23 protein-coding genes are annotated in these 26,937 nt (G+C 71.7%); 15 read left to right on the top strand and 8 right to left on the bottom strand.

Annotated elements, in window-relative coordinates:
- The first annotated feature begins 91 nt into the window (after window positions 1-91).
- The 5 genes from ACH4S8_RS26080 (at window position 92) to ACH4S8_RS26060 (ending at window position 6,008) form a co-directional block, all read left to right on the top strand.
- Complete coding sequence (locus ACH4S8_RS26080; RefSeq protein ID WP_398397999.1) at window positions 92-1,339, top strand: Ig-like domain-containing protein; 1,248 nt, start codon at window positions 92-94, stop codon at window positions 1,337-1,339.
- 168 nt (window positions 1,340-1,507) lie between these two features.
- Complete coding sequence (locus ACH4S8_RS26075; RefSeq protein WP_398397997.1) at window positions 1,508-2,275, top strand: enoyl-CoA hydratase/isomerase family protein; 768 nt, start codon at window positions 1,508-1,510, stop codon at window positions 2,273-2,275.
- 402 nt (window positions 2,276-2,677) lie between these two features.
- The gene (locus tag ACH4S8_RS26070) at window positions 2,678-3,181 is read left to right on the top strand and encodes an ATP-binding protein (protein WP_398397995.1); all 504 of its coding nucleotides are present in this window, start codon (window positions 2,678-2,680) and stop codon (window positions 3,179-3,181) included.
- A 794-nt stretch (window positions 3,182-3,975) separates the two neighbouring features.
- Entirely contained in the window at window positions 3,976-4,809 is an 834-nt protein-coding gene (locus ACH4S8_RS26065; protein WP_398397992.1) for a polysaccharide deacetylase family protein, read from the top strand.
- Window positions 4,809-6,008, top strand: coding sequence for a YncE family protein (locus tag ACH4S8_RS26060; protein ID WP_398397990.1), 1,200 nt, complete (start codon window positions 4,809-4,811; stop codon window positions 6,006-6,008). Before ACH4S8_RS26065 ends, ACH4S8_RS26060 begins: the two co-directional genes overlap by 1 nt.
- Before the next feature lie 38 nt (window positions 6,009-6,046).
- Here ACH4S8_RS26060 and ACH4S8_RS26055 read toward each other — a convergent pair whose 3' ends face one another.
- Window positions 6,047-6,682 carry a GNAT family N-acetyltransferase gene (locus tag ACH4S8_RS26055; protein WP_398397988.1) on the bottom strand — a complete coding sequence of 212 codons (636 nt, stop codon included), beginning with the start codon at window positions 6,680-6,682 and terminating at the stop codon, window positions 6,047-6,049.
- Between the two features lie 48 nt (window positions 6,683-6,730).
- On the opposite strand from ACH4S8_RS26055, the gene ACH4S8_RS26050 reads away from it, so the two are divergent.
- A complete protein-coding gene (locus tag ACH4S8_RS26050; RefSeq protein ID WP_398397985.1) occupies window positions 6,731-7,645 on the top strand; it encodes a MerR family transcriptional regulator in 915 nt (304 codons plus the stop codon).
- Between the two features lie 72 nt (window positions 7,646-7,717).
- On the top strand, window positions 7,718-7,930 hold the full coding sequence (locus ACH4S8_RS26045) for an EF-hand domain-containing protein (RefSeq protein WP_398397982.1): 213 nt from the start codon (window positions 7,718-7,720) through the stop codon (window positions 7,928-7,930).
- Window positions 7,931-8,125: 195 nt separating this feature from the next.
- Here the strand turns inward: ACH4S8_RS26045 and ACH4S8_RS26040 are convergent, their stop codons facing one another.
- Both ACH4S8_RS26040 and ACH4S8_RS26035 read right to left on the bottom strand, forming a co-directional pair.
- A complete protein-coding gene (locus ACH4S8_RS26040) occupies window positions 8,126-9,298 on the bottom strand; it encodes a N(5)-(carboxyethyl)ornithine synthase (protein WP_398397980.1) in 1,173 nt (390 codons plus the stop codon).
- A gap of 179 nt (window positions 9,299-9,477) precedes the next feature.
- Window positions 9,478-10,035: a glycoside hydrolase family 25 protein gene (locus ACH4S8_RS26035; RefSeq protein ID WP_398397978.1), complete on the bottom strand. Its 558-nt coding sequence runs from the start codon at window positions 10,033-10,035 to the stop codon at window positions 9,478-9,480.
- Between the two features lie 509 nt (window positions 10,036-10,544).
- Here ACH4S8_RS26035 and ACH4S8_RS26030 point away from each other — a divergent pair.
- The 6 genes from ACH4S8_RS26030 to ACH4S8_RS26005 all read left to right on the top strand — a co-directional run bounded on the left by ACH4S8_RS26030 (window position 10,545) and on the right by ACH4S8_RS26005 (window position 17,103).
- The gene (locus tag ACH4S8_RS26030; RefSeq protein ID WP_398398067.1) at window positions 10,545-11,735 is read left to right on the top strand and encodes an MFS transporter; all 1,191 of its coding nucleotides are present in this window, start codon (window positions 10,545-10,547) and stop codon (window positions 11,733-11,735) included.
- A 249-nt stretch (window positions 11,736-11,984) separates the two neighbouring features.
- Entirely contained in the window at window positions 11,985-13,070 is a 1,086-nt protein-coding gene (locus tag ACH4S8_RS26025; RefSeq protein WP_398397976.1) for a hypothetical protein, read from the top strand.
- A 194-nt stretch (window positions 13,071-13,264) separates the two neighbouring features.
- Window positions 13,265-14,353 (top strand): hypothetical protein, encoded by a 1,089-nt coding sequence (locus ACH4S8_RS26020; protein WP_398397974.1) that lies wholly within the window; start codon window positions 13,265-13,267, stop codon window positions 14,351-14,353.
- A 21-nt stretch (window positions 14,354-14,374) separates the two neighbouring features.
- The gene (locus ACH4S8_RS26015; RefSeq protein ID WP_398397970.1) at window positions 14,375-15,103 is read left to right on the top strand and encodes a hypothetical protein; all 729 of its coding nucleotides are present in this window, start codon (window positions 14,375-14,377) and stop codon (window positions 15,101-15,103) included.
- A gap of 11 nt (window positions 15,104-15,114) precedes the next feature.
- A complete protein-coding gene (locus tag ACH4S8_RS26010; protein WP_398397968.1) occupies window positions 15,115-15,882 on the top strand; it encodes a hypothetical protein in 768 nt (255 codons plus the stop codon).
- Window positions 15,883-15,993: 111 nt separating this feature from the next.
- The gene (locus tag ACH4S8_RS26005) at window positions 15,994-17,103 is read left to right on the top strand and encodes a M14 family metallopeptidase (protein WP_398397966.1); all 1,110 of its coding nucleotides are present in this window, start codon (window positions 15,994-15,996) and stop codon (window positions 17,101-17,103) included.
- 216 nt (window positions 17,104-17,319) lie between these two features.
- Here the strand turns inward: ACH4S8_RS26005 and ACH4S8_RS26000 are convergent, their stop codons facing one another.
- The 5 genes from ACH4S8_RS26000 to ACH4S8_RS25980 form a co-directional block, all read right to left on the bottom strand.
- Window positions 17,320-18,339: a methyltransferase domain-containing protein gene (locus tag ACH4S8_RS26000; RefSeq protein WP_398397964.1), complete on the bottom strand. Its 1,020-nt coding sequence runs from the start codon at window positions 18,337-18,339 to the stop codon at window positions 17,320-17,322.
- Window positions 18,336-19,694 (bottom strand): dipeptidase, encoded by a 1,359-nt coding sequence (locus ACH4S8_RS25995; protein ID WP_398397962.1) that lies wholly within the window; start codon window positions 19,692-19,694, stop codon window positions 18,336-18,338. The genes ACH4S8_RS26000 and ACH4S8_RS25995 overlap by 4 nt, the downstream gene beginning before the upstream one ends.
- Before the next feature lie 142 nt (window positions 19,695-19,836).
- On the bottom strand, window positions 19,837-21,144 hold the full coding sequence (locus tag ACH4S8_RS25990; RefSeq protein ID WP_398397960.1) for an MFS transporter: 1,308 nt from the start codon (window positions 21,142-21,144) through the stop codon (window positions 19,837-19,839).
- Window positions 21,145-21,164: 20 nt separating this feature from the next.
- Window positions 21,165-22,427, bottom strand: coding sequence for an ATP-grasp domain-containing protein (locus ACH4S8_RS25985; protein WP_398397958.1), 1,263 nt, complete (start codon window positions 22,425-22,427; stop codon window positions 21,165-21,167).
- A gap of 1 nt (window position 22,428) precedes the next feature.
- Window positions 22,429-23,724 carry an ATP-grasp domain-containing protein gene (locus ACH4S8_RS25980; protein WP_398397956.1) on the bottom strand — a complete coding sequence of 432 codons (1,296 nt, stop codon included), beginning with the start codon at window positions 23,722-23,724 and terminating at the stop codon, window positions 22,429-22,431.
- Between the two features lie 367 nt (window positions 23,725-24,091).
- On the opposite strand from ACH4S8_RS25980, the gene ACH4S8_RS25975 reads away from it, so the two are divergent.
- Both ACH4S8_RS25975 and ACH4S8_RS25970 read left to right on the top strand, forming a co-directional pair.
- Complete coding sequence (locus ACH4S8_RS25975) at window positions 24,092-25,399, top strand: hydroxyacid-oxoacid transhydrogenase (RefSeq protein ID WP_398397954.1); 1,308 nt, start codon at window positions 24,092-24,094, stop codon at window positions 25,397-25,399.
- A 45-nt stretch (window positions 25,400-25,444) separates the two neighbouring features.
- Window positions 25,445-26,902 carry an aldehyde dehydrogenase family protein gene (locus tag ACH4S8_RS25970; RefSeq protein WP_398397952.1) on the top strand — a complete coding sequence of 486 codons (1,458 nt, stop codon included), beginning with the start codon at window positions 25,445-25,447 and terminating at the stop codon, window positions 26,900-26,902.
- The last annotated feature ends 35 nt before the right edge of the window (window positions 26,903-26,937 follow it).

Raw genomic sequence — 26,937 nt, 5'->3', positions numbered from 1 at the left:
AGCTCAAAACCGTGAGGTTAATATGCGCCAGTGATCGCGTGGGACGCGCCGGGGTGGGGGCCTGATCAGGCCTTGCGAGGGGAGAAAGACTGTGAACGTGCGACCGATATCGGGGGCGTCGGCAGGTGGACGCTCACGCGGCCGCAACAAGCGGTGGGCGGTGATCGTCGGCGGTGCGCTGCTGGCCGTCACGGCCTGCGGCGGGGGCGGGGGAACGGACTCGGGGTCCGCAGGGAAGGACAAGGACGGCAAGGGCAGCACCACCACGGAGAGCAAGCAGTCGGTGGCCGTCGTCACGATCGCGCCGAAGGCCGGCGCCAAGGACGTCGACACCAGCGGCACCCTCAAGGTCACGGCCAGTAAGGGCAAACTGACCGAGGTCACCGTCAAGGACAACGAGGGCGCGAAGATCGACGGCGAGATATCGGCCGACGGCAGCGGCTGGACGCCCGCCACACACCTCGCGGCGTCCACCAAGTACCAGGTGCACGCGGTCGCGAAGGACTCCGAGGGCCGCACGGCGGCCGAGGACTCGTCCTTCACGACGCTGAGCCCGCAGAACACCTTCACCGGCAACTTCACGCCCGAGGACGGCTCCAAGGTCGGCGTCGGCATGCCGTTCTCGGTCCGCTTCACCCGGGGCATCACCAAGCCGGACGACGTCGAGAAGGCCATCAAGATCACGACCGAGCCGGCCGTCGACGTCCAGGGCCACTGGTTCGGCAACGACCGCCTCGACTTCCGGCCCGAGAAGTACTGGAAGGCCGGCACCAAGGTCACCGTGAAGCTGAACCTCGACGGCGTCGAGGGCCGCAAGGGCGTCTACGGCAAGCAGGCCAAGACGGTCTCCTTCACCATCGGCCGCGACCAGGTGTCCGTCGTGGACGCCAAGAAGCACACGATGAAGGTCATGCAGGAGGGCAAGGTCGTCAAGACCATCCCGGTGACCACCGGCAAGCCCGGCTACGCCACCTGGAACGGCCAGATGGTCATCAGCGAGAAGTTCACCGTGACCCGGATGAACGGCGACACGGTCGGCTACGACGGCGAGTACGACATCAAGGACGTCCCGCACGCCATGCGCCTGACCAGCTCCGGCACCTTCGTGCACGGCAACTACTGGGGCGGCGGCGCCTTCGGCAACTACAACGCCAGCCACGGCTGCGTCGGCCTGCGGGACGTGCGCGGCGGCTACGACAGCGGCGTGCCGGCCGCCTGGTTCTTCAACCACTCGATGGTCGGTGACGTGGTGGTCGTGAAGAACTCCACCGACCCGACGGTCGACCCGGCCAACGGTCTCAACGGCTGGAACATACCCTGGGCGGACTGGATCAAGTGATGCGCCGGAACGGATCGTGTGACGGTCCGGCAGGGGATCGGCCGGCCGCCTCCGAGCGGATCGGGTGACTCCGTCCGACCCGATCGCGTGACCGTTCTCCACCGGGCCGGGTGTGCTGTGACTCAGCACACCCGGCCCGGTGCCGTTAACGGCCACTAACCTGCTTCCATGACTGTGCATCTCGAAGTGGCCGAAGGCGTGGGCACCATCCGCCTGGACCGCCCTCCCATGAACGCCCTGGACGTGGCGACGCAGGACCGCCTCAAGGAGCTGGCCGAGGAGGCCACGGCCCGGCCGGACGTCCGTGCCGTGGTGCTGTACGGCGGGGAGAAGGTGTTCGCGGCGGGCGCGGACATCAAGGAGATGCAGGCCATGGACCACGCCGCGATGGTCGTGCGGTCCCGGGCCCTGCAGGACTCCTTCACCGCCGTCGCCCGCATCCCCAAGCCCGTCGTCGCCGCCGTCACAGGGTACGCGCTCGGCGGCGGCTGCGAACTGGCCCTGTGCGCCGACTACCGCATCGCCGGGGACAACGCCAAGCTTGGCCAGCCCGAGATCCTGCTCGGCCTGATCCCCGGCGCAGGCGGCACCCAGCGGCTCTCCCGGCTGATCGGCCCCTCCAAGGCCAAGGACCTCATCTTCACCGGCCGCATGGTCAAGGCCGACGAGGCCCTCACGCTCGGGCTGGTCGACCGGGTCGTGCCCGCCGACGAGGTCTACACCGCCGCCCACGCCTGGGCCGCCAGGCTCGCGCAGGGCCCGGCCATCGCGCTGCGGGCCGCGAAGGAGTCCGTCGACGCGGGTCTGGAGACGGACATCGAGACCGGACTGGCCATCGAGCGGAACTGGTTCTCCGGCCTGTTCGCGACCGAGGACCGCGAGCGGGGCATGCGGAGCTTCGTGGAAGAGGGCCCCGGCAAGGCGAAGTTCCTCTGAGCCGTCCGCCGCGCCGGCCCGGTGAACGGTGCCCCGTCTCCCGGGCCGGGGTCCCGTCTCCCGGGGGCTCGTCCCCCCGGAGCGGGGTTCCCCGTTCCCGGCCGGCGCGGTCCGGCTGTGCCCCCGCCCTTCCCTCCGGTCGACGCGCGGTTGACGCGGTGTCATGGCGGCGTCCCCCGTTGGGGCGTTTTATCCCAGGCTTAAGACAACCTTAAGCACGCCTTGCCGTCGGACGGTGGCGATTGCCCTCGACCGGCCTGTTCTGGCAGGTCGGACGGGCTGTCGTCGCCCCTGAACTGCCTCTGGCATATGCCGATCGGATGGGGCGGAATGTCGTGTTCCGGGGGGCCTATTCCCGTGGAACGGCCCCGAAAGGGGCTCTGGGCGTCCATGATGGGGGGCATGGCGGGGCTGGAGGGTATGGAACAGCCGCGGCGGCACGGAAGTGCGACCGCGGCGCGCTGGACACCTGCGGTCGAGGACGAACGAGCGCTCAAGGCGCTGGAGTTGTTCGGCAATCCCACCGAGGGAGAGGTGCCGTTGCCGTCCCGCCCGGAGTCCGCGGCCACCGCGCGCCGGCTCACCCAGGTCGTGGTTCTGCGCCACTGGGGTCTGTCCCCGAAGATGACCGAGGACGCGGTCTTACTCGTCTCCGAACTCGTGGGCAACGCCGTACGGCACACCGGCGCCCGTGTGTTCGGACTCCGTATGCGCCGCCGCCGCGGCTGGATCCGCATCGAGGTCCGTGACCCCTCCCGCGGCCTTCCCTGTCTCATGCCGGTCCAGGAGATGGACCTGAGCGGCCGGGGTCTCTTCCTCGTCGACAAGCTCTCCGACCGCTGGGGCGTCGACCTGCTGCCCCGCGGCAAGACCACCTGGTTCGAGATGCGCGTCGTCGACCGCTGACCCACGTCGACCGCCGGCTCCGGGCCGACCCCGGCCCGCGTCGACTGGTCACGCATGGACTCCGGATGCGCGGGGGGCTCGGGCGGCACGCATGCCTCGGGGCACGCATAAGCCCCGGCCGCATGGCAGCCGGGGCTTGCGGGGTGCCGCGGAACGAATGGGGTGTGAACCGCGCCACCGGCGACAACCGTGGCCCGGGTCAATGGGGGGAGGTCGCACTGCCGACTATCGCAGACCTGTCCGACTGATCCAAAACAGGGGTCTCCCACTCCGCTCACGGTCCTCGCACCCGAAGGCTTGCACTCCCGCGCGGGAAGACTGCGGCCCTGCGCCGGGGAGTTGGCGTTGTGGTCCCGTACCGAGAGCCTGTGCTCCCGCGCCGGGAAGCCTGTGGTCCCGTACCGGGAAGTCTGCAGCCACACGCTGGGGAGCCGACGTTCCTGCACCGGGAAGTCTGCGTGCCCGCGTCGGGGAGCCGGCGTTCCCGTGCCCGGAGGTCTGTGTTCCTGCGCCTGGAACGTTGCGCCTCGTGCCCGGAGGTCTGTGTTCCTGCGCCTGGAACGTCGCGCCTCGTGCCCGGAGGTCTGTGTTCCTGCGCCTGGAACGTCGCGCCTCGTGCCCGGAGGTCTGCGGTCCCGTGCCCGGAACGTCGCGTCCCGTGCTCGGAGGTCTGCGGTCCCGTGCCCGGGGGCTCGTGGGGTCGTGTGTGCGAGCCGCGCAGCGACCCGCACCACCACCCGGTTGGGTCAATCGCCGGTTTTTCGGCTGATTCGCCCTTAAATGGTCCGGTGACCATGCCCGCCGAAGACCACGCAGCCCCCGCCCCGCCCCGGCGCGCTGCCCTGCTCACGGGACTCGCGCTCACGGCAGGAACCCTCGCCGCCGGAACGACCGCGGGCTGTTCCGCCCCGCGAGCCGCCCACGCCCAGGGCCTCACGGCACCTCCGGCCGCGCCCAGCGCACCCCCCGCCACGGCGACCCGCGGAACCCCCGCGACCGCCCCCACCCCCCGCGGCTATCCCGCCCAGCCCCCCGAAATCACCCACGGCCCCCGCACCCACCCGTCCAAAGTGGCGCTCACCTTCCACGGCCAGGGCGACCCCGCCGTCGCGAAGGCGCTGCTCGGCGAGGCGGAGAAGGCGGGCGCCCGGATCACCGTCCTCGCCGTCGGCACCTGGCTGGACGAGCACCCGGACCTCGCCCGCCGCATCCTCGACGGCGGCCACGACCTCGGCAACCACACGCTTCGCCACCTCGACATCAACGCGATGACGGCGACGGAGGCGGCCGCGGAGATCCGGGGCTGCGCGGACCGCCTGAGGCGGCTCACCGGCTCGATCGGCACCTGGTTCCGGCCCTCCCGCAGCCCCCGGGCCTCCCCCCTGGTCCAGCGCCTCGCCCGCGAGGCGGGCTACCCCCACACGCTCTCCTACGACGTCGACTCCCTCGACTACACCTCGCCGGGAGCCGCCGCCGTCACCCGCAAGGTACTGGCCGAGGTCCGTCCCGGCTCCGTCGTGAGCCTGCACTTCGGATACGCCGACACGGTCGCCGCCCTCCCCTCCCTTCTGCACGAACTCGACCGCCGCGGCCTCGGCGCGGTCACCACCACGGAGCTGCTGAGCTGATGCTGACGCCACCCTCCTCCCTGCGCCGTGCGCTGATCGCCGGCACCGCCCTCACCACGTTCGCCGCCCTCGCGGGCTGCGGCGGGACATCCCCGGACCACGCCGAGCAGGTCCACCGCACCACCAAGGCGGCCGTCCGGCCGGCTCCGGTGAAGAAGCCGGCCGTCCAGGGCCTGCCCGGCATGCCTCCCCTGCTGGACCCGACGGACGTCTACGCCGCCGACCGGCCGAACCGACTCTCCCCGGTGGTCAAGGACTTCCCCTCGCGCGTCTACGTGCCCAACACCAACTCCAACACGGTCTCGGTCATCGACCCGCACACGTACAAGGTCATCGAGACGATCCCGGTCGGCGTCCAGCCCCAGCACGTCGTTCCCTCCTGGGACCTGAAGACCCTGTGGGTCAACAACGACCGGGGCAACACCCTCACCCCCATCGACCCGAAGACCGGCAAGGCCGGCGAACCCGTCGACGTGCACGACCCGTACAACCTCTACTTCACGCCCAACGGCAAGTACGCGATCGTGATGGCCTCCCTCGACCGCGAGCTCGTCTTCCGCGACGCGCACACCATGAAGACCGTCAGGACGGAGCCGGTCAGCTGCTACGGCGTCAACCACGCCGACTTCTCCCCGGACGGCCGCTACTTCATCGTGTCCTGCGAGTTCAGCGGCGAACTCCTGAAGGTCGACACCGAGCGGATGAAGGTGATCGGCCAGCAGAAGCTGCCGTTCCACGGGGCGATGCCGCAGGACGTCAAGATCTCCCCGGACGGCAAGCGGTTCTACATCGCCGACATGATGGCCGACGGCGTGTGGATCCTCGACGGCGACAAGTTCACCCGGCCGACCCTGCTGCACACGGGCAAGGGCGCCCACGGCCTCTACGTCAGCCGGGACTCGCGCGAGATGTACATCTCCAACCGCGGCGAAGGCACCATCTCCATCTTCGACTTCAAGCAGAACCGCCTCACCAAGAAGTGGCGTCTGCCCGACGGCGGCAGCCCCGACATGGGCGGCGTCTCGGCGGACGGCAAGGTCCTGTGGCTCTCCGGCCGGTACAACTCGGAGGTGTACGCCATCGACACCCGCACCGGAGACCAGATCGCCCGCATCCACGTCGGCAGCGGTCCGCACGGCCTCGCCGTCTACCCCCAGCCCGGCCGGTACTCGCTCGGCCACACCGGCATCTTCCGCTGACCCGCCCGCGCCGGGCCGTTCGCCGTTCGCCGACCCGCTCAGCGGGCCGGGAGCAGCAGCGCCTCCGCGCCCACCGGCAGGTAGCCCGCCGCCTGGAACGCCCGCAGACTGCGGGCGTTGCCCGGCGAGACCTGCGCCCACACCGGTTCCGTCGCGAGGTGCCGGGCGGCCGTCACCAGCAGCCTGCCCAGGCCCCGGTGCCGTACGCCGTCCGTCACCTCGACCGAGACCTCGAGCCGGCCGGCCACCCCGCGCCCCAGCACCACCACCCCGCCGTCCGCCTCCCAGGCCCGCACCTCGTCGCGGCGCCCGCGCGCGTACGCGACGCGGGGATGGTCGGGACCGGTGAGCTCCACCAGGTCCAGGAGCGTCTCGCCGGGCAGCGGCGCCGCCACCAGCAGGGCGTCCACCGTGTCGTGGGCGCGGCCCGTGCGGTCCATCAGGGCCGTGAGGAAACGGGGGCTGAGCGGGGCGGCGAGCGGGTCGCAGCCGGCCGCCCGCAGCGCGGCCCGCACCCACCGCGGATCCTCGTCGGTGAAGACGACCGAGTGAGCGGTGAGGGAGAGGACGCCCGTGTCCCGGAGCGAGGGCGCCCGCACGATCGTGGTGGTGCCGTCGTCCGGCGGGAAGACATCCCGCGCGGCCGCGTCGAGGATGTCCCGCAAGGTGTCCATCACGCGCTCCTTGAGTCTCCACCCACTGGAAGGCCCAGACTCGCAGACATGATCGACGACGGCACCGGACTCTTCACCATCGGCGAACTGTCCCGGAACACCGGCCTGAGCGTCCGCACCATCCGGTACTGGTCGGACGAGGGCGCGCTGCCCCCGGCGGCCAGGTCGGCGGGCGGCTACCGGCTGTACGACGCCGGTTCCGTGGCCCGCCTGGAGCTCATCCGGACCCTGCGCGAACTCGGGCTGGGTCTCGGCGACGTGCGCGGGATCCTGGCGGGCGAGACGACGGTGGCGGAAGTGGCGGCCGCGCACGTGGCCGCGCTGGACGCGCAGATCAGGTCGCTGAAGGTGACCCGGGCGGTGCTGTCGACCGTGGCACGACGTGGTTCGAGCGCACAGGAGACGACACTCATGAACAAGCTGGCGCGGCTCTCGGCCGCCGAACGCGGACGCATCATCGACGATTTCATGGAGGAGACCTTCGGCGGACTGGACACCGCCGACCCCGACATCCGCACCCGGCTGCGGTTCGGCGTCGGTGATCTGCCGGACGACCCGACCCCCGAGCAGGTGGACGCCTGGGTGGAGCTGGCCGAGCTGATCCAGGACCGCGGCTTCCGCGCCCGGATGCGCGAGATGATCGAGTTCAACGCGGCGGACCGGGGGCCGGACGTGCCGCCGGGCACCTCCCTGTGGTTCATGAGCCGGCTGGTGCACCTCGCGGGCGAGGCGCTGGAGCGAGGCGTGGACCCCGGGAGCCCGGAGGCGGACACGGTGCTGAGGGGGCTCCTCGGCACCGCGGACCGGGCCGCCGTCCTGGCCCGCATGGAGTCCGCGGCCCATGCCGAGGTGGCCCGTTTCCGGGAGCTGAGCGCCCTCGCGCGCGGCATGGACCCGCTGTCGGCGCACCGTGAGGAGTTCGCGTGGGTGGTCGCGGCACTGCGCGCTCACGCGGACCGTTAATCTGACCTCCGTACACACAGCAGTCGCCCATGCAGTCACGCATGCGGTGATGCACGACGAAGGGGCGGACCGGTGGCCGACATCGAGGAAGCACGCAAGCAGTTCGAGCGGATCGATTCGGACGGTGACGGGTTCATCACCGCGGCCGAGTTCAAGACCGCTCTCGCCCAGGGCGGCGACTGGAACGTCACCGAGTCGGTGGCGGAGGCCGTCATCGCCACCCGTGACCTCAACGGCGACAAGGTCCTCTCGTTCGACGAGTTCTGGATCCACCTGAACAAGTGACGCCGTCCGGAGGGGCGCCCGCCGGAGTTCCGGTGGGCGCCCTCCGGCGTGACACCCCCGTCGTCCGGGTGCCCCGGCCCCGGCGTTGCCGGGTTCCGGGCCGCCCGGACGCCGTACGTCCCGGAACAGGACGTTCGCCCCCGGAGCGCGCGGCGGACTTCCGCGGGTGAGCGGTCCGCAGGCCACGAACCGGATCTAGACCGCCCGGCTCAGTGAGCCCACCGGGATCCGTGGAGCGTGCGGGTAGACGGCGGAGCGGTGCTGGAAGGAGAGGATCTTCGGATTCTGGACGACGCCGTCACGGATTTCGATGGCCTTGCGGACCGTGACGTCGGCGTCCCATGCGGTGGGGCCGCCCATGACCTTGCGCAGGTAGGGAAGGAGCGCCTCGCTGATCTCCCAGGTGGCGGAGTTCCACAAGTGGGACGGGCTGTGATCCACCGCGTAGTAGTGGCAGCCCGCTCCGACGGTGGGCATGGGCTCGCCGAAGGTGGTCGGGCGGGCCCAGGCGAAGCCCATGCCCTCGTCGCAGGCGACGTCGATGAAGAACGTGCCCGGCCGGAACCGGGCGAGTTCCTCGTCGGTGACGAACATGAGCGGCGCGTCGGTGTCCTGCAGGATGCAGTTGACGATGATGTCGAATCCGGCCAGGTACTCCGCCAGCGGCACGGGCCCGGCCGGAGTGGAGGCCTGCAGGCGTGAGGAGGTGCCCGGCTGCTCCTCGAAGTGGCCCATCACGACCGAGGGCATCGGCGAGGCCACCGCCGCGGCGGCGCGCTGTGTGAGCACCGTGACGTCGGAGACCCCCATGGCGCCCAGGCCGGTGACCGCTCCGCGCGCCGTGGCGCCGAAACTGATGACCACCGCGCGCAGGCGGCGCCCGTAGCTGCCGGTCAGCCCGCCGAGCTGCAGGGCGTGCAGCACCGAGCAGTAGCCCGCGAGCTCGTTGTTCTTGTGGAACACATGGACGCTGAAGGCGCCCGAGGAGGTCCAGTGGTTCATGGCTTCCCAGGCGATCAGCGTCAGCCGCCGGTCGATGCCGATCTGGGTCATCTTCTCGTCCTGCACGCAGTGCGGCCATCCCCACAGCACCTGGCCCTCGCGCAGCTCGGCGAGGTCGTCGTGCAGGGGCTTGGGCAGCAGCAGGATGTCGCACTCGGCGACGAGTTCCTCGCGGGAGCGCAATCCGGCCACCAGGGGCCGCAGCGCGTCGTCGGTGACGCCGAAACGCCGGCCGTAGCCCCGTTCGAGGAAGATCCTCTCGCGCACGTCCGGGGCGATCCGGTCGAGGTGGCCGGGGTGCAGCGGCAACCGGAACTCGTTCTCCTTGCGGGAGGAGGCCAGTACTCCGAGACTCATCAGACTCATGTGGGGCGGCTCATTTCCTGCCGGACGCGATGTGCTCCGGCCTTGCCGTTCCCCGAGGGCGACGCCGCGACGGATGGCGGCGTGCGAGGTGCGCTCGGTAAGGCAACCGTACTCCGGTCCCGGCCGCCGCCCGCCCGCCGCTCTTCCGGGCCCGGCGGACGGCGGTGATCCGACGGCCTCTAGGCGCTGTCCGCCCACGCGCGCAGGGCCGCCTCGGTGTCGAAGTCCGCGACGTCCCGGTCCACCGGCTCGGAGGTGTACTGGTGGAAGCGCCACTTCGCCTGGATGCGGGGCTCGCCGGCGGTCACGTAGTCGGCGATCCACAGGCCGTCACCGGCGTACGAGGTGGTGTCGACGTTCAGCCAGAAGTCCCGGTTCGTGTAGAGCACCACGCGGTTGTCGGGGCGGAGCTCCTTCACCCGGCGGATGAAGCGGTCCTTCTCGGCGTTGCTCGCGTGGGTGCCGTCGCCGGTGGTCTCCCAGTCGACGGCGAGCAGGTCTCCCGCCCGCTCGGGGGTCTTGCTCACGAAGTACGCGGCCTGGGCGGTGATGTTGCCGGGCCACAGGAAGTGGTAGAAGCCGACGACGCAGTCCGCGTCGCGGGCGGTCCGCACCTGCGCGGTGAGTTTCGGGTTGACGTACGAGCGGCCTTCCGTCGCCTTGACGAAGACGAAGGAGAGGCCGGCGGTGCCGTAATCGGACGACTGGTAGGCGCTGACGTCGATGCCTCGCAGCATGGGTGGAGCCTCCGTGCATGGGGGGAGGGGGACGGAGTCACGCGGGGCGCTGCCCGGTGACCAGTGCCCGGTGACCGGTGACCGGTGACCGGTGACCGTGGGGAACGGCCGCCGTTGTCCACGGGGCGGTCCGTGAGGGACAACTTCCTTTGGGTTTCCCCCACTTCGCCCCTTCCACGCTCGCACGCGTGAGCGGCGCACCCGCATCGGCCCTCGCGGGCCGGCCCGGTCGGCCGCGCCTGTCTGGCCCATCGGCCGGCCGGCCGGGGCCGGGTGGCCCACACCGCGGGGTCGCCGTCTCGCGGATTCTGGCTCCGGGGCGGCGAGGTGCGCGAACGGCCCGCCCGCCCTGCGGGACCGGGGGACGACCGGGCCCGGTCGGCGTGAGTGAAGGAGCGGGCGGAATGCTGCAATCGTCGAGAAACCGGGACCCGGAGCAGGGGCACGGGCAGGAGCACGGGCGGGAACCGGTGCCCCGGCCCGTGGCCGTACCCGGCCGGGCGTGGCTGATGCTGGCGCTGGCCACCGCCGGCTTCGCGGTCAACTTCTGGGCGTGGGCGCTGCTCAGCCCGCTCGGCCCGCGCTTCAAGGACTCCCTCGGCCTGTCCTCCTTCCAGCAGTCGCTCCTGGTGGCGGTGCCGGTCGTGGTCGGCTCACTGGGCCGCATCCCGGTGGGTGCCCTCACCGACCGGTTCGGCGGCCGGGTGATGTTCCCGCTGGTCTCGGCGGCCACGATCGTCCCGGTGCTCTACCTCGGTCTCGCCGGGCACTCCTCGCTGGCGGCCCTGCTGGCCGGCGGTTTCTTCCTCGGCATCGGAGGCACGGCCTTCGCCGTCGGGGTGCCGCTCGTCAGCGCCTGGTTCCCGCCCGAGCGCAGGGGCCTGGCCATCGGCGTCTTCGGCGCGGGCATGGGCGGTACCGCCGTCAGCGCCCTGACCACGGTGAAGCTGGTGGACGCGCACGGCCTGGCCACCCCGTTCCTGATCACCGCCGCCGTGCTGGCCGTGTACGCGGTGACGGCGGCGCTCCTGCTGCGCGACGCCCCGGGGCGCGCCGTGCCGACGGAGCCGCTCACCCGCCGGCTGGCCGCCACCGTCCGTCTGGGCATCACCTGGCAGGCCTCGGCCCTGTACGCGGTGGCGTTCGGCGGCTACGTGGCCTTCTCCGTCTACCTGCCGACCTACCTCAAGACCGGCTACGGCCTGCCCCAGGCCGACGCCGCGGACCGGATGGCCGGATTCGTGCTGCTGGCCGTGGCGATGCGGCCGGTCGGCGGCTGGCTGTCGGACCGGGCCGGACCGGTCCGGGTCCTCACCGGATCGCTGAGCGTCCTGCTCGCCGGAGCGGCCGTGCAGTCGCTGACCCCCTCGCTGGCCCCGGTGGGCACCACCGCCTTCCTCGCCATGGGCGCCGCCCTCGGCGCGGGCAGCGGAGCGGTCTTCGCCCTGGTGGCACTGCTGGCCCCGGGAAACCAGGTCGGCTCCGTCACCGGCATCGTCGGCGCCGCGGGGGGCCTGGGCGGATTCCTGCCGCCCCTGGTCATGGGGGTGCTCTACGGGACGTACGGCGACTACGGGGCCGGCCTGGCCCTGCTGGGGCTCGTCGCCGCGGCGGCACTGGCCTTCACCGGCACCGGAGTCCGTCGCGCGGTGTCCCGGCGGACCCCGGCCACCCCCGTGGCCGCGGCGCGCACCCGCTGACGCTCCCGGCGGTCACCATCGGGCCGGCCCCTCGTCCGCCGGGGGACCGGCCCCTTCGTCCGTGGCGGGGACCGGGGAACCGGTCCGCGGGCGCGGGACGGCGGCCGAAGAAACTACCGCACTCCCCGTCCATCCCGACACGGTCGGAAGTACCAGTCGCGAAACAGGGCGCAGGGACCATCGTCCTATATCCCTTCGCCCCCACGAACCGTCACATTGGAGACCACGGCGAGAAAACGTGAAAAGGTCATGACGGGAGTGATCGTGTCCGCGCAGATAGCAATTGATCCCGGCCGCTTCAGCCAGTTCGGTGAAGCCACCGGAAGCACCTTCTGTCTGATCACGAATTCCGAACTGGTGGACCGGATCGACGTTGTCGAGACGGCGCCGTACCGTGAATTCCTCACCATCACACTGGACGCCGGAGACCGGTTCGAGGAAATTCTCGAAAAGAAGATCCCGGAACCCGCGCACGTGCTCGTGGTCTCGCCCCACAGGTTCTTCGAGTCACCCGACCCCGCTCTGGTGGGGCAGCGGAAGATCATGGGCATGGCGTGCAACTCGACGCCGACGACCCTCGACGAGATCCGGCACTTCCTCGGGGTCATGGAACGGACCTCGGCGGCCGACCAGGCGGCGTTCTGCGACACCTTCTTCGAACTCGCCGAGGACTCCGAGCAGCTCGTGTACCTCGATCCCGTGCACGGCACCCGCGCCACCCTCGACCACCTGCGCGAGGGCCTGGTGTGGAACCAGCAGGCCGGCCCGCTGGACTGGGGCGACCAGCAGATCGTCCCGTCCGGCGAGATCAGCGTGCTGCCCGTCGAGATCAGGGAGTTCGACGAGGCGCTGAAGCTGCCGCTGGAGGGCGAGATCACGCTGCGCGGCTACCCGATCCTGCACAACGGCACCCCCTCCTTCTCCCGCGCCGACCAGGCCCGTATCCACGCGCAGCTCTGGGCGATGCACGACAACGCGATCAAGGCCACCGTCGAGGACGGCCGGATCACGCGCCTTCGGGCGCTGGACGCGGGAGCGGCGCCGGCCGTGGCGATGCTGGAGCAGATGTTCGCCGTGGACTCCCGGTACCGGATCGTCTGGGAGATCGGCCACGCCCTCAACACCTCGCACGACATCCTGCCCGGGAACCACGCCATGAACGAGGTGTACGGCGGCACGGAAGGCTGTCTGCACTTCGGCCTCGGACTCACTCCGTACACCCAGTACCACCTGGACATCATCTCGCCCGACACCCGCGTGCTGACCAGTAATGGAGTCGCGGTGATCGGCCACCCGGACCACCCCACCGTGGAGAGGGTCGTGCCCCTCTCATAAGGGTCGCGACCGCCCGGCCGGGGTGTACGCAAGGAAATCAACCCAACAGGAGGTGACTCCCCATGAAGAAGATCAAGGTGCAGAAGAACCGCAACTACCTGGGCACGCTCCTGGGCTGAGTACCGACCCGCGGCGGGGCGTTTCACGATGCCTCGCCGCGGGGTTCTCATTTGTTCTCTTCGAGGGAGTTTCCCGTGCCACCGCTGGAACTCACGACGAGCGACTTCGATCAGTTCGGCCGGCCGGCCGGGACATTCTGTCTGATCACGAGCGAACAGTACGGCGAGTCCTTTTCCCTGAATTCCGGTGACGGGTATTCCGGCGTGCTCCACCTGACGCTTCCCCCCGGCACCCGCCTGGGCGAGCTGATCGAGCGGAGCGTCCCCGCGGACGCGGCGGTGCTGGCGGTCTGCCCCGGGCGGTTCCTCGACTCGCCGACCGAGCGGGAACTGGGCGGGCGCAGGCTGGCCGTGCTGCCGGCCGGGTCCACGCCGCTGACCCACGAGCACGTCCGCTACTTCCTGCGCACCGCCGCTCTCACCGACGCCGACGAGCACGCCCGCGTGGCCGAGGAGTTCTTCGACCTGGTGGGCGACAGCGACCGGCTGACGATCGTCGACGACGTCTCCGGCACCGAGGCCGAGTTCGACCACACGGTGGGCGACTGCGTGTGGAACCAGCAGGCGGGCGTCCTGGAGGAGGGCGACCAGCAGATCTTCCCCTCGGGCAAGCTGAGCGTGACCGCCGCCGAGATCACCACCTTCGAGCCCGAGGCCCGGCTGCTCGGCCTCAACGGCGAGCTGACCCTGCGCGGCTGGCCGATCGTCCACCGCCACGAGGACCCGGCCGACGGCGCCGACCAGCAGCGGCTGTTCGAAGCGCTCGCGCCGCTCGTCTCCGACGCCGTGACGCTGCGCGTCGCCGCCGGAAGCATCGAGAGCGTCACCCCGCGGACGCCGAGGGCGGCGTCGGCCGCCACGGAGCTGGAGAAGCTCCTCACCGACGATCCGCGCTACCGCGTCATCTGGGAACTCGGCTTCGGGATCAACACCAGCACGGAGATCATCCCGGCGAACTGCGGCCCGAACGAGGTGTACGGCGCCACCGCCGGTGTCGTGAACCTCGGCCTGGGGATCACGCCGGCCACGCGCTTCGCCCTGGCCTTCCTCTGCCCCCGCAGCTCACTGGTGACATCGGACGGTACCGCCGTCCTCGGCGCCCGCAAGGCGGTACGCCGCGGCCGGATGCAGCGCGTCTCCAGCGCGGGCTGCGGCTGCCACTGACCCCAAGGAGGGAAGCACGCCATGACGATCAACCCCGAACTGCGCAAGAAGGTCGACGCGGTCCTCGACACCTTCATCAAGGACTTCTACGAGACGGTCCCCTACGCCCAGCACCAGAAGAACGCCTCCGAGCTGAACCTCGACTACTACAAGCGGCACAACATCGAGACGATCCTGCGGCTGCGCCGCAAGCGGACGGTCGACGCGCTGGCCATCAAGTACTTCACCAAGGTGGACCCGGTGCAGGCCAAGGCGTGGGCGCACTACACCGACGACGAGATGCTGCACGACCGGCTGTTCGCCGCCGACCTGGCCAAGGTCGGGGTCACCAAGGACCAGATCTACTCCACGGAACCCCTGCTCTCCACCAAACTCCTCACCGGATACCTGCAGTTCGGCATGGAGTTCGAGGACAGCCCGATGGCGCTGATCACCAGCGTGTACTTCGTGGAGTACGTCACCACGCGCACCCAGCCCGACTGGCTGGACAACCTGGGCGACGTCCTCGGCGAGGAGAACGTCAAGGGCGCCCGCGCCCACGTCAACACGGACCTCGACGACGACCACGACGACTTCGTGTGGCGCGTGCTGTCCACGCTGATCCACTCGGAGGACGACGAGCGCAAGGTCGTCGAGCACCTCCACAACGTCTACTGGCTGTGGAAGCTCTACTTCGTGGAACTGCACCAGCTCACCGTGCTCGGCAAGAGCGACGCCCAGATCCCGCTGCCCACCGCGTCCGAGGTCTGAGCGGGGCAGCGGTGGCCGACGACGACCGAACCACGCGGCCCGGCGGGCGGCCCGGGGTCGAGGTGCTGGCCCTGCCGCCCGGCCGGGAGCTGCCGAGCAGGACCGAGAAGTGGATCGTGGACGGTCTGGTCCTCGCCATGCCGGGACTCCACACCCGGCAGCTCTTCACCCTCCGCCGCGAGATGCTGACCGACGCCGAGTACGTCGTCGTCGGGGTGGACCGCGAACGCGACCGGGTCGTCTCCCTGCTCACCTCCCGCTGGGCCGAGATCCCCTCGGGGCGGCCCTGTCTGCACATCATGATCCAGTTCGTGGGGGACGCGTACCGGGGCGCCACGGTGTTCAAGGAGAGCTGGGCGCTGCACTTCGCCCGGCTGCTCGCCGAGGGCCGTCCGTTCCCCGAGGTGATCGCGCTCAAGACGTACAACCCCGTGGCGCACTGCGCCATGGCGGCGTTCGGCGGACATCCGGACATCACCATGTACCCGGACCTCGCGGGCAAGGACGACAGCCGAAAGGCCCTGGCGGCCGAGGTGGCCGCGGCGCTGGCCCCGCGGGCCGCGTTCGACCCGGAGCGCGGGGTCTTCCCCGGCATCGGCCGTCCGCTCGACCTCTACCGGGAACGGCCGCTGAGCCATGTGCCCGAGGCCAACCGGTACTTCGCCGAGCACACGCGGCCGGGCGACCGGGTGCTGTGCCTGCTGGACGTGCCCACGCGGGCCGGGGCGCACGCGATCCTCACGGCCCTGGGGGTCCCGTCGCCCTCCGGCAGGAGCTGAGCCCCGCCGGCGGGCGGTTCCCGGCGCGGCGGACGAGGCCGCGGGCCGGGCGCCCGCGGCACCGCTCCGGAAAGTCCAGGCAGGTCAGGCACTCCAGGAACGCGAGGCAGCATGGCGGACACATTTCCCCTCGACTACTCCCGGGCCCGCGCCGCGTTCCTGGGCGCCGCCGAGGAGGCGGGCGCGCGCCTGAGGACCTTCACGCTGCCGGGGCACCTCGGGCCCGACGGCGGCGAACTCTGCGTGGACACCGCCCGTCTGGGGCCGCCCGGCCCGGCGAAGCTCCTGGTGACGGTCTCCGGGACCCACGGTATCGAGGGCTTCTGCGGCTCGGCCTGCCAGACCGGCATCCTGCTCGGGGAAGGCGTCGCGAAGGCCGCTGCCGGAGCGGGGACCGGCGTCCTGCTCGTCCATTCCCTCAACCCCTACGGCTTCGCGTACCTGCGGCGCGTCAACGAGGACGACATCGACCTCAACCGGAACTTCGTCGACCACGAGGCTCCGCCGCACAACGACGCCTACGACGCCGTGCACCGCACACTCGTGCCGCCGGACGCCGCCGCCTTCGCCCCCGGCGAACTGGTGGCGGACCTCACCGCGCTGCGCGAGCGGCTCGGCCCGCAGCGCCTCCAGGAGGCCGTGACCCGCGGCCAGTACCGCCATCCCGACGGGCTGTTCTACGGCGGACACGCGCCCGCCTGGTCCCGGCGGGTGTTCGAGACGGTGATCGCCGAGCAGATCGCCGGCGCCGGGCACGTCGGTTACATCGACCTGCACACCGGGCTCGGCGAGCGCGGTGTCGGTGAACCCATCTTCCGCGGCGGCCGTGACGCCGACGCCCGTCAGCGGGCCCGCCGTTGGTACGGCGACGCGCTCACCACCTCGGAGGAGGGCACCTCCTCCTCCACGCCGATCGTGGGCAACACGGCGACGGCGGTGGCGGACGGCCTCGGCGCGGGCGGCCTGCTGACCGCGATCACCCTGGAGTTCGGCACCCTGCCGGGCCCCGAGGTGCTGCTGGCGCTGTGCGCCGACACCTGGCTGCACCGGCACCGTCCGCCGGCCGACGCGGTCCGCTCCGACCTCAAGCGGCTGATCCGCGACGCCTTCTGCCCGGCGGAGGACGCCCGCTGGCGCGAGCAGGTGTTCCAGCGGGCCCGCGAGGTCTTCGACCAGGCCCTCACCGGCCTCGCCGACGCCAAGCCGGGAGAGCCCGGCTGACCGTCCGGCAACCCCGCCCGCACCACCGTCGGCGACCACCCCCCTGGGTGGCCGCCGACGCCCGTTCCGCCTGACCCCGCCGGCCGGCTCTCCCGTCGCGCCGGTCGCCGGACCGCGTCGGGCGGGGTCGTGCCGGCCCTCGCGTGCCGGTGGGCGCCGGCCCGCGCCGCATCGGACCGGCGCCGTGCGCCGGTCCGGTTCCGTCACGGTGCCGCCTCAGCGGGCCTTCCGGCCGATCGCGAGTACGGCCGTTCTCGGCAGGGTGCACGTCCATGAGCCGGCGGACGGGTCGTACGCGACCGAGAACGCCTCCAGGGAGCCGTCCGCGCGCTCGGCGCGGAAGACCGTCCTGGCCCGCTCCACGGTGTGGCGCGCGGCGTCCGCCGGGTACCTCGCCTCGATCCCGGCGAGGCCGTACATGTCCAGCAGATAGCGCCCGAGCTCCAGTTCGGCCTCCCGGGCCGTGGGCGCGGTCGCGGCATAGGGGTCGGCCATCTCGGTCACCTCACCCGACTCGAAGCCCGCCTTCGTCAGATACCCCCACATCTCCTCCCGGGTGAAGTGGTCGAAGGCGTGGCCGGTCCGCGAGTACGGGTCGACGACCTCCCGGAACCAGGTGTCCATCGGGGACCCGACGAGGAAGTCGTGCAGCAGCAGGACACCGCCGGGCCGCAGCACCCGGTACGCCTCGTGGACGAGTTCGGCGCGGTCGTCGGCGGCGATGTGGTGCGATCCGTAGGCGACGAGGACCGCGTCGACACTGCCGTCGCGCAGGAGCAGCCGGTCGGCGCGCTGCACCAGTGCCGGACAGCCCGCCGCCCAGGCGGCGCGCACCATGTACGGGGAGGCGTCGCAGGTCAGCACGGACAGACCGGTCAGGCGCCGGGCGTTCGCGACCCTGCGGACCAGGCCGTCGCCGCCGAGCACGTCCACGACCACGGCGGGCCGGCGGTCGGTCCGGGCCGGCACCAGGGAGAGCAGGTGGTGGATGCCCCGGGCGCGTGCGGTGAGGTTGCGGGCCTGTGCGCGGAGGTAGGAGGAGCCCCGGCCGCCGGCCCCGTCATCGCCGAAGTCGTCCCTGACGTCGCCGGCCTCGGCCAGTACACGGGCCCAGGCCCGGGCCCGTTCCGGGTCGACGCACGCGTGCAGGTCGGGGGCCGCCCGGCCGAGCCGGCCCAGGTGATCCGCCATGTCGGCCTCGGTGAACACGATCCGACGTCCGGTCAGTTCCGTCACGGCCGTTCTCCCGTGGACTCCAGGAAGAGCGCGAGGGCGAGCGCCATGCGTTCGATCTCCTGGGGGTCCACGCTCTCGTCGGGCGCGTGGATGAGGCACTGGGGCTCCTCGACCCCGATCAGCGCGATCTCCGCGTCCGGGAAGGTCTCCTGCAGCGCGTCGCAGGTGGGGATCGAGCCGCCCTGGCCCGCCGTCGTCAGCTCCCGCCCGAACGCCTCCCGCATCGCCTCGGCCAGATGCGCGTAGGCGGGGCCGTCGGTCCTGGCCCGGAAGGGGCGGCTGGAGGAGAGCCGGACGGTCTCCACCTCGACCCCCCAGGGGGCCGCCCGGGTCAGATGCGTCCTCAGCGACTCCCAGGCGGCGTCCGGTTCGGTGCCGTAGGGAATGCGCAGATTGAGCTTGGCGGTGACCTCGCCGAGCACGGCGGGGGCCGAGCCGACCACCGGCGGGCAGTCGATGCCGACGACGGTCAGGGCGGGCCTGGCCCACAGCATGTCCGCCACACTGCCGTCGCCCACCAGACGGACGCCGTCGCGCACCCCGATGTCGTGGCGGTAGCGCTCGGCGGGATACTCCGCGCCCTGCCAGCGCCCGCTGTTGTCGAGGCCGTCCACGGTGGTGTTGCCGTCGGCGTCGTGCAGGGTGGCGAGCATCGCGATCAGCGCGTTGAGCGGGTCGGGGGCGGGGCCGCCGAAGGACCCGGAGTGCACCGGCCCGGCCAGCGAGCGGACGGAGACGGTGGCGTGGACGACACCCCGCAGGTCGGTGGTGGCCGTGGGCACCCCGGCCGCGGAGTTGCCCGTGTCGCACACCAGGACGGTGTCGGCGTACAGGAGTTTGGGGTTCTCCCGGATCAGGGCGGCGAGACCGCCGGTGCTCTGCTCCTCGGCGCCCTCGGATATGACCTTCACGCCCACCCCGAGCCGGGTCAGGTCGCCGAGCGCCCGCAGCGCGGTGAGCTGCATGACGATGTTGCCCTTGCAGTCGGCAGCGCCGCGCCCGTACCAGCGGCCGTCGGGGCGCTCGGTCAGGGTCCAGACCGGGGTGGTCCAGGCGGGTTCGTCGAGCGGCGGCTGGACGTCGTAGTGGCTGTAGAGGAGGACGGTGGGGAAGCCGGGGGCGGCGGGCAGACGGCCGAACACGGCCTTGCTGCCGTCCGGCGTGTCCAGCAGCCGCATCCCGGGGACGCCGGCCTCGGTGAACAGCCGCGCGACCAGTGCGGCGGCACTCTCGCACTCCTCCACCGGGTACTGCCGGGGGTCGGCGACGGACCGGTGCACGACCAGGTCCCGCAGATCCTCCTGAGCCCGGCCCATCAGTTCGCGTACCCGTGCGCGCAACGCCTTGGGCGGCATGCGGCCTCCTTCTCGGTCGGTGTTCGGGGGTGTGCTCCGGGTCGTTGCGTACGGGCGCCCGAGGCGCGCGAAGCCGCACGGCGGGCCGGTCGGCCAGCCAGTCGGCCTGTGGTCCGGCCTGTCGTACGGCCGGGCCGGACGGTCAGCCGGACGGTGACGGTGACGGGGACGGCGTGGCGTCCGGCGCGGGCCCCGCGGCCCCGCGCCGGTCCACCGCCTCGGCGAGCGAGCGGCGCACCCCGCGGGCGCCCGCCCCGTATCCGAGCCCCACGAGGGCCAGTACCAGCCAGAACAGCGGCAGTGCCCCGTGGCCGGCGGCCAGGTCGAAGCCGCCGCCGACGAAGCCGCCCAGCATGCCGCCGACGCCCCAGGCCATCGTGGAGTAGCCCAGATACAGGCCGGTGCGGCCCTCGGTCGCGAGGCCCGCGACGACCGCGTCGACCACGCCGCAGAAGAGCGACTCGCCGATCGAGGTGACGATCACGGCGGCGACGACCGGGCTGATCCCGTCGACCGAGCACAGCAGCCAGCCGCCGCCGAGCAGCACCCCGGACGCCGCGAACAGGTCGAGGCGGCCTGCCGTGGAGCGCTTCTCGACGCGTGCGCCGATCAGCCACACGGCCAGCATCACCACGACGGCGTTGCCCGCGGTGAACACGCCGACCAGGTCGGAGGAGAGCTTCTGGTGGACGACGGTCAGCGGCAGCGCGATGCGGTACTGGGTGATGAGGAACCAGCCGCCGACCGCGAGCGCGCAGAAGACCATCAGCGGGCGGTCGCGCAGCGCCTCGGCCATGGCGGCGGGTCTGATGGGCGCCGCGTTCGTGGCGTGCAGCCCGCGCAGCAGCACCGCGGAGGTCACGGCGAACCCCAGGTGCAGCGCGGCCGCGATGAGGAACCCGGCCTTCATCGCGCCGGCCGCCATCAGGGCGGTGCCGATCAGCGGGCCGATCAGGGCGGCTCCGTTGATGGACACGTAGTAGCGGCTGAGGTTGGCCGCGACCCCGCCGGACCTGCTGGAGGCGAGGACGCTGCGGGCGCCGTTGTTGTTGAGGGAGCCGCCGATGCCGAGCAGCGCGACCGCCGCGCCCCAGACGGCGAAGCTGCCGCCCGCCATGGTGAACACGACGTACGCGCCCGCCTCGACGGCGAGACCCAGGCTCAGGATCCGGGCGGCGCCGAACCGGTCGCTGACCCAGCCCGACGGGATGCCGAGCCCGCGCCGGGTGAACTCCATGACGGCGAACAGCACACCGGTCCGGAAGCTGCTCAGCCCCTCGTCCTCGGTCAGGTGCACCGCGAGGAACGGCACGACCATGAAGAAGCCGATGTTGGTGGTGAAGCGGCCGAGGATGACGACGTACGCCGGACCCCGGCCGGCGAGGAACCGGCCGGAGCGCGCTTTTGGAGTGTCCTCCGTCCGCGTTCCGGAGTTCCCGGCGAGCGTCACCCTGTCTCCCTTCCCGGAGGTCACCGCGCTCCCTCCCCGTCGGTGCGGACGACGATCCGGGCGGCCGCCGCGTCGGCCGCGTCGGCGGCGGACTTCGGGTCGGGGCCCGCGGCGACGACATGCCCGGCCCGGTTCCAGGAGTCCCCGAGCGGCATCAGTTCGGTTCCCACGGCCGGGAGTTCGCCGACGCGGACGACGCCTTCCACGGCCAGGGCCCCGGCCACGCCCGTCACCTCGGTGACGCGGCCGGGCCGGGGGGTGAGGTAGCGGATCGAGGCGCCGCCCGCGTGGCCCGTGGCCGGGCCCGGCAGCACGCCGTGGGCGAGGGCGAGGACGGCGCCCTGCAGCATGTCGACGCCGGTGACGTGGTGGACCAGCTCCCAGATCTGGTCGCCGCCCTGCCGGGCGTTGATCTCGACGACGGTGGCGCGCTCGCCGTCCTCGGCGAGCATCACCTCGGTGTGGCAGGGGCCCCAGGCGTAGCCGACGGCGTCCAGGGCGTTCAGCGCCGCGTCGACGACCGCCTGATGCCGGTCCGGTGGCAGCGGCGCGGGCAGGTCGTGGCCGGTCTCCACGAAGTGCGGGGCGCCCGAGGTGTGTTTGCGGGTGACCGCGAGGACCCGGTGGCGCCCGGCGGCGGACAGCGACTCGACGCTGAACTCCTGGCCGGTGAGGAACTCCTCGGCCAGCACACGGGACGCCGACTCGTCCCGGGGCCAGGCGAAACCGGTTCTGGCGCCGCTGGTCCAGGCCCACGCCCGGTCCAACTCCGCTTCCGTGCGCACGAGATGGACGCCGGTTCCGCCGTTGCCGTCGACCGGCTTGAGGATCACGCCGGCCGGACAGCGGCGGAGCAGCTCGCGGGCCTCGTCGACGTCGGCGCACACCCGGTGGGCCACCGTGCCCAGGCCGCGGTCCCTCAAATGGGCGCGCATGGCGGCCTTGTCCTGGGTCAGGGCGAGCGTGGCGGGTGAGTTGCCGCGCGCGCCCAGCGCCTCGGCGACCACGCTCGCCGGGCGCAGCGAGAGTTCGGTGAGCCCGAGCACCGCGTCCACGGGGCGCCGGGCGTGCACGTCGCGGGCGACGGCGAGCAGGGCGTCGGGGTCGGTGAAGTCGGCGTCGACCACCGCGAGGGCGAGGGATTCCTCCAGGTCCCGGTCCCCGCCGGGGCGGTGGACCACGGTGAGGGCGACGGGCAGGCCGACGAACTTGCCCAGGATGTCGTGGCGGGGGCAGATGAGCAGGAGATGGGGTACGTGGGCACCGTACGACTGGCCCGGCATGTCAGGCGGTCCCCCTCTCGCCGGCCGCGTCCTCGGCGCGGGCCGCGTTCCACGTCCGTTCCAGCTCGCGGATGCGGGCCGAGTCCTTCGCGATGGCGTCCCAGTCGTCGGCGCCCTGGACGACCCAGCCCAGGCTGGTGGTCACGTCGTTGGTGAGCGGCATGTCCCGGCCCTCGGGCGGGATCGCCATGGAGTACGTGGTGGGCAGGTCGGCGATCGCCCGGAGGATCTCCATGTTGTGCACCGGTCCCGCCCGGTCCGAGCAGAGCCAGAGCGTGCGGACCTCCTTGACGAGTTCGTACGACGGCACGAACTCCCCGTCGAGGACGTGCCGTACGGTGCGTTCGATCTGGTTGTCGCCGGTGGCCAGGGATCCGGAGATCATCATGCAGCTGCCCGAGTAGCGTGCGGCCAGCTCCACCAGGCGGGGCCCGTCCGGTGTCATGATCGCCTCGGCGTGGGTGGAGCCGTTGCGGATGCCGGCGGCGTCGGCGGCGCGCATCACGTAGGGCGCGAGGACCGCCACGTCCGGGTGGTCGGGGGCCAGGAAGTCGGCGACGTCGTAGATGCCGATCCGGGGGCCCCGGTCGTGCTTGGCGTAGACGCAGGCGTCGACCAGTCCGTGCCGCCCGTCCACCGAGTACAGGTCGACGATGTACTCGGGTCCCTCCAGGAACTCCTGCACGATGACGGTGTCGTTGCGCAGTTCGAACCCGTTGACCTGGCCGAGGATGTGGGTGAAGTGGCCGAGCCACTCGCCGCCGGCCGGAACGAGGTGCACGTTGTCGGTCCCGGCGCTGTGCGGCGGCTTCAGGACGAGCGGCCGGCCGGTGAGGCCGCTCGCCTCGATCCAGGCGGCGGCCTCGGCGGGGTCGGCGGTCGACAGGGTGCGCGGACCGGGCACTCCGGCACGCTCCAGGGCCAGCGCCATCTCCCCTTTGTGGCGCTGGCATTTGGCGCTGCCGGGTACGTTCTGGAACTGTGGCATCAGACGTTCCACGAGCCGCGCGGCGAATTCGACACCGCTCTCGTTGCCGGTGACGATCGCCACCGGGTCATAAGATTCCACAAGCTTTACCATTGCTTCGAAGTCGCCGTCGTAATAATGCACGGCCTCGAAGTCGTCGGGGTACCAGATGTTCTTCTTGACGAATTTCGCCAGTGGCTGTGGGGTGCTCATGACGGTGACCGGCAGCACATCGCGGGCCCGGAAGGCGCTGGCGAAGCCCCGGTCGTCCCCGTCCCTGATGTGGTAGCCGTCTACGACGATCACGTACCGCCGCCCAGTGGACTTCATGGCTCAACTCTGCTGGCCGGGACGCCTCCGGCGACAGTGGCGGAACTGACACGCAACCACGATTTCCTGCCAGCGGGCTCCCGTGGGCGCGCCCCGGGCCGGGCCGGTGGCGGGGGTGGAGCGGGGGTGTTGATCCGCTGACTTCCGATATGCGCCGGTGGTTGTGATTGAGCCGTTTCTGTCATAGGGCAAGGGACCTATGGCGGGAGCAAGACCGACTGGCTACTGTGGCCCACGCCTGGTCGAAATTCAGTGTGAAGGTGACGTCGATTCGCCGAGTCGAGCGAGACGTCCGGGCGCGCGTCGCCGTTCGTCATGTCATTTTCTCGGAATTCCGGGTCAAGTCGATGAAGGCGGGGGACGGACTGTGGAATCTCTCGGGTGGGGCGGAGAGGCACCGGAACACGAACGCATAGTCGCCTGGCAGGCTCCGCCGCTGAAATTCGGCGTCGGCGCCACCGGGGAGATCGGACACGAACTGCGCAGGGCCGGCGTCGCGTCGGTGCTGCTGGTGACCGATCCCGTCCTGTCCGGTCTCGGCCTGCCGGCCCGGGTGGCCAAGCAGATCGAGCAGGAGGGGATCTCGGTCACGCTCTTCGACCGGGCCCGGGTGGAACCCACCGACACGAGCGTCGCCGAGGCGGCCCGTGAGCTGGAGACCCTCCGGGTGGACGGCTACGTCGGTCTCGGCGGCGGCAGCTCGATCGACACCGCCAAGATGCTGAACCTGCTGCTCAGCCACCCCGGACGCCCGGTACGCGACTACCTGAACGCCCCGATCGGCGCCGGAGCCCCGATCCCCGGTCCGCTGAGGCCCCTGGTGGCGGTGCCCACCACGGCCGGCAGCGGCAGCGAGTGCACCGCCATGGTCGCCCTCGGCGTCACGGACCTGAACGTGAAGACGGGCATCAGCGACCTGCGGCTCATGCCCTCCCTGGCACTCGTCGACCCGGCGAACACCCTGACACTGCCCCCGGCCGTCACCGCCTCCTCGGGCTACGACGTCCTGACGCACGCCTGCGAGTCGTACACGGCCCGCCCCTACGACCGGCGTCCCCCCTATCCCACGCCCGGGGACCGTCCGCTGTACATCGGCGCCAACCCGATCAGCGACGTGTGGGCGGAACAGGCCCTGGAGCTGGTCGGCCGCTACCTCAGGCGCGCCGTCCTCAACTCCGCCGACCTGGAGGCCCGTACGGGCATGAGCCGGGCGGCGAGCTTCGCGGGGATGGGATTCGGCAACGCGGGGACGCACATCCCGCACGCCTGCGCCTATCCGGTGGCGGGAATGGTGCGGGACCACCGGCCGGACGGGTACGAGGTCGACCACGCCATGGTGCCGCACGGGGCGGCGGTCGTCTCCACCGCGGCCGCGGCCTTCGAGTTCACCTACCCGACCTCTCCCGAACGCCATCTGCGTGCCGCCGAGCTGCTCGGCGCGAACCTCGACGGCGTCACCGCGGCGAACGGCGCGGACGTGCTGCCGGCCACGCTGCTGAGCATCGTGGCGGACACCGGAGGACCCACCGGGCTGCGGGACTTCGGCTACTCCGCGAAGGACCTCCCCGGACTCGTCGACGGTGCGCTCAAACAGCGGCGGCTGCTGGTGTGCTGCCCGCGCGACGTCGCCGCACACGATCTCGAACGGGTCATCGCCGGCTCGATGACCCACTGACCCACCGAAGCAGCGCGCCCCCACGCCAAGGAGCTGGATGCACCCGTGAGTGATGCATCGATACCGGAACACCCGGCCGTCATCGCGGGGAAGCAGGTTCCCACCGACCGGTGGATCGACGTCCTCGATCCGTCGGACGCCCGCGTCGTCGCGCGCGTCGCCCGCTGCGGCCCGGCCGAGGTCCGGGCGGCCGTGGAAGCGGCCCGGCACACCCACGAGACGGTGTGGCGGTTCGCGACGCCCAGGGAGCGGTCCCGGGTCTGCCGCCGCATCGCCGAGCTCCTGGGCGCCCGGCGCGAGGAACTCGCCGCACTGGAGACCCTCGACACCGGAAAGCCGCTGAGCCAGTCACGGGCCGACGCCGACGTCGCCGCCCGCTACTTCGACTTCTACGCGGGCGCCGTGGAGGGGCTCGGCGGCGAGACCATCCAGCAGCGCCCGGACCGCCCGGCCTTCACCCTGCGCGAGCCCTACGGCGTGTGCGGGCACATCATCCCCTGGAACTACCCGCTGCAGATCGCGGCCAGAACCCTGGCACCCGCCCTCGCGGCCGGAAACTGCTGCGTCCTCAAACCGGCCGAGGACGCGCCGCTGACCTCGCTGAGACTGGCCGCGATCGCCGAGGAGGCGGGACTCCCGGCGGGGGCCCTGAACGTCGTACCCGGACTCGGAGCGGAAGCGGGAGCCGCGCTCGCCGCGCATCCCGGCCTGGACCGCCTGGCCTTCACCGGCTCGCGCGAGGTCGGCGAGGCCGTGATGACGGCGGCGGCGCGCACCATCGTGCCGGTCACCCTGGAGCTCGGCGGAAAGTCCCCGCACCTCGTGTTCCCCGACTACGACGCCGCCCGCGCGGTGCCGCAGATCGTGGAGTCGATCACCGAGCACGCGGGACAGAACTGCTCGGCCGGCAGCCGGCTGCTCGTCCACCGCTCCGTCCACGACGACCTGGTGGACGCGCTCGTCGAACGGTTCCGCGCCCTGACCATCGGGCCGGGCGCGGCCGATCCCGACATGGGACCGCTCATCTCCGCGAAACAGCGCGACAGGGTGCTCGGCCACCTCGCCGAGGGCCGGCGTGACGCCGTGCTCCGTACCGGAGGCGGCGTCCCCCGAGGGGAGGCGTGTGCCGAGGGGTTCTTCGTGGAGCCCGCCCTCCTCGACCATGTCACCCCGGAACACCGGGTGTTCAACGAGGAGATCTTCGGTCCGGTCCTGTGCGTGTCGGTCTTCGACTCGCCGGAGGAAGCGGTCGCACTCGCGGAACACACCACGTACGGACTGGCCGCCGGAGTGTGGACGTCCGACGTGACCCGTGCCCACTGGCTCGCCGGGCGGCTGCGCGTGGGGCAGGTGTTCGTGAACAACTACAGCGCGGCCGGAGGAGTCGAGCTGCCGTTCGGCGGCTACCGGCGCTCGGGAATCGGAGTGGAGAAGGGGCTGGAGGCGCTGCGTGAGTACACGCGGTGCAAGACGGTGGCGATCCACGCGCAGCTTCCTTCCTGACCCGGAGCGTCGGCCGTTTCGTACGTCCCCGGCCC

Source organism: Streptomyces sp. NPDC021080 (assembly GCF_044333225.1).
Taxonomy (GTDB): Bacteria; Actinomycetota; Actinomycetes; order Streptomycetales; family Streptomycetaceae; genus Streptomyces.
This window is presented reverse-complemented; position numbering and strand designations above follow the sequence as displayed.

Excerpts from the sequence above, each read along its gene's own strand:
- ACH4S8_RS26035 (WP_398397978.1), bottom strand. The coding sequence starts at position 10,035 with ATGCTGCGAGGCATCGACGTCAGCGCCTACCAGTCGTCCGATTACGGC.
- ACH4S8_RS25980 (WP_398397956.1), bottom strand. The coding sequence starts at position 23,724 with ATGAAGTCCACTGGGCGGCGGTACGTGATCGTCGTAGACGGCTACCAC.
- ACH4S8_RS26015 (WP_398397970.1), top strand. The coding sequence starts at position 14,375 with ATGACGATCAACCCCGAACTGCGCAAGAAGGTCGACGCGGTCCTCGAC.
- ACH4S8_RS26025 (WP_398397976.1), top strand. The coding sequence starts at position 11,985 with ATGACGGGAGTGATCGTGTCCGCGCAGATAGCAATTGATCCCGGCCGC.
- ACH4S8_RS26055 (WP_398397988.1), bottom strand. The coding sequence starts at position 6,682 with ATGGACACCTTGCGGGACATCCTCGACGCGGCCGCGCGGGATGTCTTC.
- ACH4S8_RS26030 (WP_398398067.1), top strand. The coding sequence starts at position 10,545 with ATGCTGGCGCTGGCCACCGCCGGCTTCGCGGTCAACTTCTGGGCGTGG.
- ACH4S8_RS26050 (WP_398397985.1), top strand. The coding sequence starts at position 6,731 with ATGATCGACGACGGCACCGGACTCTTCACCATCGGCGAACTGTCCCGG.
- ACH4S8_RS26040 (WP_398397980.1), bottom strand. The coding sequence starts at position 9,298 with ATGAGTCTGATGAGTCTCGGAGTACTGGCCTCCTCCCGCAAGGAGAAC.
- ACH4S8_RS26065 (WP_398397992.1), top strand. The coding sequence starts at position 3,976 with ATGCCCGCCGAAGACCACGCAGCCCCCGCCCCGCCCCGGCGCGCTGCC.
- ACH4S8_RS25985 (WP_398397958.1), bottom strand. The coding sequence starts at position 22,427 with ATGCCGGGCCAGTCGTACGGTGCCCACGTACCCCATCTCCTGCTCATC.
- ACH4S8_RS25995 (WP_398397962.1), bottom strand. The coding sequence starts at position 19,694 with ATGCCGCCCAAGGCGTTGCGCGCACGGGTACGCGAACTGATGGGCCGG.
- ACH4S8_RS26075 (WP_398397997.1), top strand. The coding sequence starts at position 1,508 with ATGACTGTGCATCTCGAAGTGGCCGAAGGCGTGGGCACCATCCGCCTG.
- ACH4S8_RS26070 (WP_398397995.1), top strand. The coding sequence starts at position 2,678 with ATGGCGGGGCTGGAGGGTATGGAACAGCCGCGGCGGCACGGAAGTGCG.
- ACH4S8_RS26060 (WP_398397990.1), top strand. The coding sequence starts at position 4,809 with ATGCTGACGCCACCCTCCTCCCTGCGCCGTGCGCTGATCGCCGGCACC.
- ACH4S8_RS26005 (WP_398397966.1), top strand. The coding sequence starts at position 15,994 with ATGGCGGACACATTTCCCCTCGACTACTCCCGGGCCCGCGCCGCGTTC.